Consider the following 4,786-nt stretch of genomic DNA (forward strand, 5'->3'; position numbering starts at 1 on the left):
GGCGGTCTGTCTGGGGGGGGTGGTTGGGGGCATGGCGAAGCGCACGGGGAACACCTTCCGTTGGTTGATCGAAGCCGTGCGCCGCGTACGGCGGCGCACGGGGAACCGGACGCGTCCTGCGACGCGCCCCTCTGGCGACCGGGTCGGGCCCACAACCACCCAACCGGCAGCGGATGGATTCCGCCGCCCCCGCACCCGGTCTCCCGGGTGGCTCAGTTGAGCGGCTTGCGGGGGCACCAGGAGTCGCCCCAAGCCGTCGTCACGAGGCACTGCTTGTTGTGGTGCTCGCCGCCGGACGGGTTGGTGACCGTCGTCCCGTGTGCATCTGCGGTGGCCGCGGCGGCGCCGCCCCACACGATCCCAGTGCTCAGTGCGACCGCGAACAGCGTCCGCGCCACGATTGCGCGCATGGCGTCAATTCCCCTCGTCCAGGCGTCAGGTCTGACCACGGCGGGCGGTGCTCCTGGTCGGGGAGCCGTCCCTGCCGTGATCACCATCCTGACAGTGGGTGGATGGCACACACATCCCCGAAGAGGGATCATGATCCTGCCAGGCACGTTTAGGAGGCATGCAATGGAGACGGACAGCGGACCCGGAACGGGGGCCCATGTGCCCGGACTCGACAGCGTGGCCGTCCTGCTCTACCGGTGGACGGTCGTCCACGAACGCCTCACCCCGGCGACGCTCGCGCAGGCCGCGGCCGAGATCGAAGTGAGCCCGCAGGCCTGCCTGGCAGCGGTACGGTCCCTCACCGACTCCTGCCTCTTCACGGAACTCCCCGCCGACGACGGGGCGGGCGAACCGGCCGGCTGGCAGCCGGTGAGCCCCCAGGCCGCCGCCGCGCAGCTGCTGTCGGACCGCGACGCCGCCCTGCGCGCGCAGGAGGAGGCACTGCGGGAACAGCGCCGGCGAGTCCAGCAGCAGCGCGACGGGCTGGCGGCGCTCATGCCCGTCTACCTCCAGGCCCGCCAGCACGTCTTCCCCCAGGGGACCATCGACCACCTGCCGGACAAACTGGCGGTCCGCTCCCTGCTGTCCGACGTGATCGACTCCTGCCGCAGCGAGGTGCTGGTCTCCAAGCACGGCGGTTCGTTCCCGCCCGCGGCGCTGCGCGAGGCGATGCCGCGCGACCTGGCACTGCTCGGACGCGGCATCCGCATGCGGAGCCTGTACCAGCACGCGACCCGGTTCGACGGGCCCACGCGGTTGCACACGGAGCAGCTCATCGCGGCGGGCGCCGAGATCCGGACGCTGCCGGAGGTGCTGCCCCAGATGATCCTCGTGGACGGGTCCCTGGCCCTGCTGCCCGCCCGCTCGGGCGGTGCGCTGATCATCCGGGAGCCTGACCTGCTGACCTACTTACTGGACGTCTTCGAGCGGGACTGGGAGAACGCCGCGCCGTTCGCGACGGGGCCGCAGGCCGCGCACGACGTCTCGAAGACGATGAAGCAGAGCATCCTCGTGCTGCTCGCCAAAGGACTCAAGGACGAGTCCATCGCGCGCCGCCTGGGCATCTCCCTGCGTACCTGCCGCCGTCACGTCTCCGAACTGCTGGAGGGGCTCGGCGCGCACAGCCGCTTCCAGGCGGGTGTCATCGCCGAACGCCAGGGCCTGACCGATCACCCGAACCTCCCCGCCCCGGCCGGCACCGCCCCGCCCACGCCGTCTGCCGACGGGCTCGCGTCCGGCCCGGCCTGTCCCGGGTGTGGAGGGGCGGTGGCCGTCCCCGCCGCGGGCCCGGGCCGCCCCGGCGGGCGCCCGCCCCGCCACTGCTCGCCCCGGTGCCGCGCACGCGCCTACCGGGCCCGGCTCAAGGACCAGGTGCCCGGCCCGGATGACGGCACCACGGACGTCACGAAACCCACCGACCCCGTCACGTAACCCCCGGGTGCTGCACTTTTTCGGAGCCCCCGGTGCGGCGCTGCTCCGTCGGCAGGCGACCGTCCTCGGTCTCCATGCCCTCGATCCGTTCGTCCCCGCGAGGCGGACGGTCCCGGACGGCATGGCGCCGTTGTACGGGCCCGCGGGTGGTGTCCCTGAGCACGTGCGGGTCGTCCGCGGCCGGGACGTCCCGTCGAAGACGGCCGGCGGAGGCCGGATCGTCGTAGCGGTCAGTCCGGCGGTGTGGTGATGCGGGTGGCGATTCCGTCGAGCAGGGCTGTGAGGCCGTAGTGGAGGAGGGATTCGGGGGAGAGGGCGGAGTCCGCCCTCGCCTCGGCGAACGCCGGGAAGGCTCCGCCGTCCACCAGCGCCGCCAGCCGCGTCTCCTGGGCACGCATCCACTCCTGCCCGCTGACGCCGCTGGTGCGGGCCGCGTCGGACTCCGGTTCGAGGTCGACGGCGTGGCCGCGGACGTACCCGAACAGGGTGACGGCGGCGTGCATCCGGGTGTCGTCGTCCAGGCCGAGTCCGTCCAGGGCGGTGAGGGCCCAGTCGATGTGGCGGATGCCGTTGGGGATCAGCAGCGGCCGGCTGAGGTTCATGGCGCCGGCCAGCCAGGGGTGGGCCCGGTAGAGCCGCCATTGCAGGGCCGCCGAGAGTTCCAGCCGTTCCCGCCAGTGCGGCGGCGGCCGCTCGGGCAGGGCCTGTTCCCCGAAGGCCGCGTCGGCCATCAGCGCGACGAGCTGTTCCTTGCTGCTGACGTGGCGGTACAGGGACATCGCCGAGACCCCCAGTTCCGCGGCGAGCCGGCGCATGGTCAGGGCCGTCAGCCCTTCCGCGTCCGCGATCGCCACTGCGGCGCGGACGATCCGCCCGCGCTGCGCGCTGTCGTCCTCGGCGGCGGGGCGGCGGCCCTGGCTGGTGGCGGGCCGGGCCGCGACCAGTGTCCCGACTCCCGGTACGGCCCGTACGAGGCCCTCCTGCCCGAGTGTGGCCAGGACCTTGCTCGCGGTCGCCATGGCGACCCCCCACCGCTGAGTGATGGCCCGTGTCGAGGGCACCCGGTCCCCGGGCCGCAGTTCCCCGCGCTCGATGCGCCCGCGCAGCTCGGCCGCGATCCGCGCGTACGGCGCCTGAGTCTCCGTCATCCCGCCCTCCCTGGTGCACTAGTACGGATGAACTTTAGTGCACTAGCTCGGTTTGCTCAATTCGCCTGTTCCGCCAAGGAATTCCTGTCTGTACGTTGTACACATCACCCCGACAGAGGACAGGCAAAATGAACCAGACCACACCCAAGACCAAGAGCAGGACCAAGACCAAGACCAGGAACCAGACCGTACTGATCTCCGGCGGCAGCGTCGCGGGCCCCGCCCTCGCGTACTGGCTGCACCGCCACGGCTTCACCCCCACGATCGTCGAGCGGGCACCGCAGCTGCGCGACGGCGGCTACGCGGTCGACTTCCGCGGCGAAGCCCTGGACGTCCTGGACCGCATGGACCTGCTCGAGGAGATCCGTTCGCTGGACACCGAGATGGGTGACGCGGCCCTGGTGGACGCCGACGGCCGCCAGTACGCGACCCTCCCGGCGGCGGTCTTCGCCGGGGACCTGGAGGTCCTCAAGGGCGACCTGACCCGGATGCTGTACGAGGCCACCCGCGAGCACACCGAGTACGTCTTCGGCGACTCCATCACCAGCCTGCACCAGGACGACGACGGCGTCCTCGTCTCCTTCGAACACGCCGAGCCCCGCCGCTTCGACCTGGTGGTCGGGGCCGACGGCCTCCACTCCAAGACCCGCGCGCTTGCCTTCGGCCCGGAGGAGGAGTTCGTCCGCCACCTCGGCATCTACACGGCGATCTTCAACCTCGGCAACTACCTGGGCCTGGAGAACACCGGCCGCCTGTACACCGTCCCCGGCAAGGCCGCCAACATCTTCACGGCCCGCGCGAACACCGAAGCCCGGGCGGCCTTCCACTTCGCGGCCGAGGACCTGGAGTACGACCGCCGCGACCCGGCGGCACACAAGCGCATCGTCGCCGAGCGCTTCGCGGGCGAGGGCTGGGAGGTGCCACGTCTCCTGAAGGAGATGGACGCCGCGCAGGAGTTCTTCTTCGACTCCAACGCCCAGGTCGAGATGGACACCTGGTCCGCCGGCCGCGTCGTCCTCCTCGGTGATGCGGGCTACTGCGCCGGCCCCACCTCCGGCCGGGGCACCTCGCAGGCGCTGATCGGCGCGTACCTGCTGGCCGGGGAGCTCGCCGCCCGCGGCGGCGACCACAAGGCGGCCTTCGCCGCGTACGAGGAGCAGATGCGCCCCTACGTGGCCGAACACCAGGTGCTGGGCCGCGAAGGCGCCGAGCGGTTCTTCCTGCCCGCGCCCACCCAGGAGATCCTCGACATGCTGGCCGCGAACGCGCCCGAGAACACCCGCACCGAACCGGTCCGCCTCCCCGACTACACCCCTGTCACCGCCGCCTGAAAGTCGACGGAGCATCCTGCACGGCACCACCTTCCCGCACCAGATCGCCCTGCGCGCCGCCGTCACCGCCGACGCCCCGCAGACACCAGCATGGCCTCATCACCCAGATCCACTGGGGGTACGTGCCACCGGAAACCCTTCTCCTCATGGCCGGCCAGGGCAGGGTCGTCCACGGTGCGTTCAGGAGCCGGCCGCCGCGGAGCGCGTGTCGACGTCTTCGGAGCGGGCCATCGACAGTCTCGTCCAGGAGTACAAGGATGCGGTCAACGCGCAGCACTCCGTGAACGTCGCCAGCCAGGTCATCGTCGGCGTGGCCGACCCCTCGTGAGCGCCCCTGGCCGGTGGTCGGGGGTGGGGGGGGAACGGGGGGGGGGGCGCGGAGTGACCCGGGTTAAAATGTTGTGTATATTAAAAAAAACTCAGCGC

Annotated in this window: 5 protein-coding genes; 3 read left to right on the plus strand and 2 right to left on the minus strand. The window is 71.6% G+C overall.

Annotated elements, in window-relative coordinates; translation table 11 throughout:
- Positions 1 to 212: 212 nt before the first annotated feature.
- On the minus strand, positions 213 to 410 hold the full coding sequence (locus ACFXA3_RS35675; protein WP_385194077.1) for a hypothetical protein: 198 nt from the start codon (positions 408 to 410) through the stop codon (positions 213 to 215).
- 163 nt (positions 411 to 573) lie between these two features.
- On the opposite strand from ACFXA3_RS35675, the gene ACFXA3_RS35680 reads away from it, so the two are divergent.
- Complete coding sequence (locus ACFXA3_RS35680) at positions 574 to 1,881, plus strand: LuxR C-terminal-related transcriptional regulator (RefSeq protein ID WP_385194079.1); 1,308 nt, start codon at positions 574 to 576, stop codon at positions 1,879 to 1,881.
- Between the two features lie 230 nt (positions 1,882 to 2,111).
- Here the strand turns inward: ACFXA3_RS35680 and ACFXA3_RS35685 are convergent, their stop codons facing one another.
- Positions 2,112 to 3,029 carry a GntR family transcriptional regulator gene (locus tag ACFXA3_RS35685; RefSeq protein WP_385194081.1) on the minus strand — a complete coding sequence of 306 codons (918 nt, stop codon included), beginning with the start codon at positions 3,027 to 3,029 and terminating at the stop codon, positions 2,112 to 2,114.
- 128 nt (positions 3,030 to 3,157) lie between these two features.
- Here ACFXA3_RS35685 and ACFXA3_RS35690 point away from each other — a divergent pair, with 128 nt between their 5' ends.
- Together ACFXA3_RS35690 and ACFXA3_RS35695 are read left to right on the plus strand one after the other, a co-directional pair.
- The gene (locus tag ACFXA3_RS35690) at positions 3,158 to 4,360 is read left to right on the plus strand and encodes an FAD-dependent monooxygenase (protein ID WP_385194083.1); all 1,203 of its coding nucleotides are present in this window, start codon (positions 3,158 to 3,160) and stop codon (positions 4,358 to 4,360) included.
- A gap of 205 nt (positions 4,361 to 4,565) precedes the next feature.
- Positions 4,566 to 4,688, plus strand: coding sequence for a hypothetical protein (locus tag ACFXA3_RS35695; protein ID WP_385194085.1), 123 nt, complete (start codon positions 4,566 to 4,568; stop codon positions 4,686 to 4,688).
- The last annotated feature ends 98 nt before the right edge of the window (positions 4,689 to 4,786 follow it).

This window comes from Streptomyces sp. NPDC059456 (genome assembly GCF_042750055.1).
In the GTDB taxonomy this organism is placed as follows: Bacteria; Actinomycetota; Actinomycetes; order Streptomycetales; family Streptomycetaceae; genus Streptomyces.

Bases quoted from the DNA above. Each gene is read 5' to 3' on its own strand.
- ACFXA3_RS35675 (WP_385194077.1), bottom strand. From the start codon at position 410: ATGCGCGCAATCGTGGCGCGGACGCTGTTCGCGGTCGCACTGAGCACT.
- ACFXA3_RS35680 (WP_385194079.1), top strand. From the start codon at position 574: ATGGAGACGGACAGCGGACCCGGAACGGGGGCCCATGTGCCCGGACTC.
- ACFXA3_RS35685 (WP_385194081.1), bottom strand. From the start codon at position 3,029: ATGACGGAGACTCAGGCGCCGTACGCGCGGATCGCGGCCGAGCTGCGC.
- ACFXA3_RS35690 (WP_385194083.1), top strand. From the start codon at position 3,158: ATGAACCAGACCACACCCAAGACCAAGAGCAGGACCAAGACCAAGACC.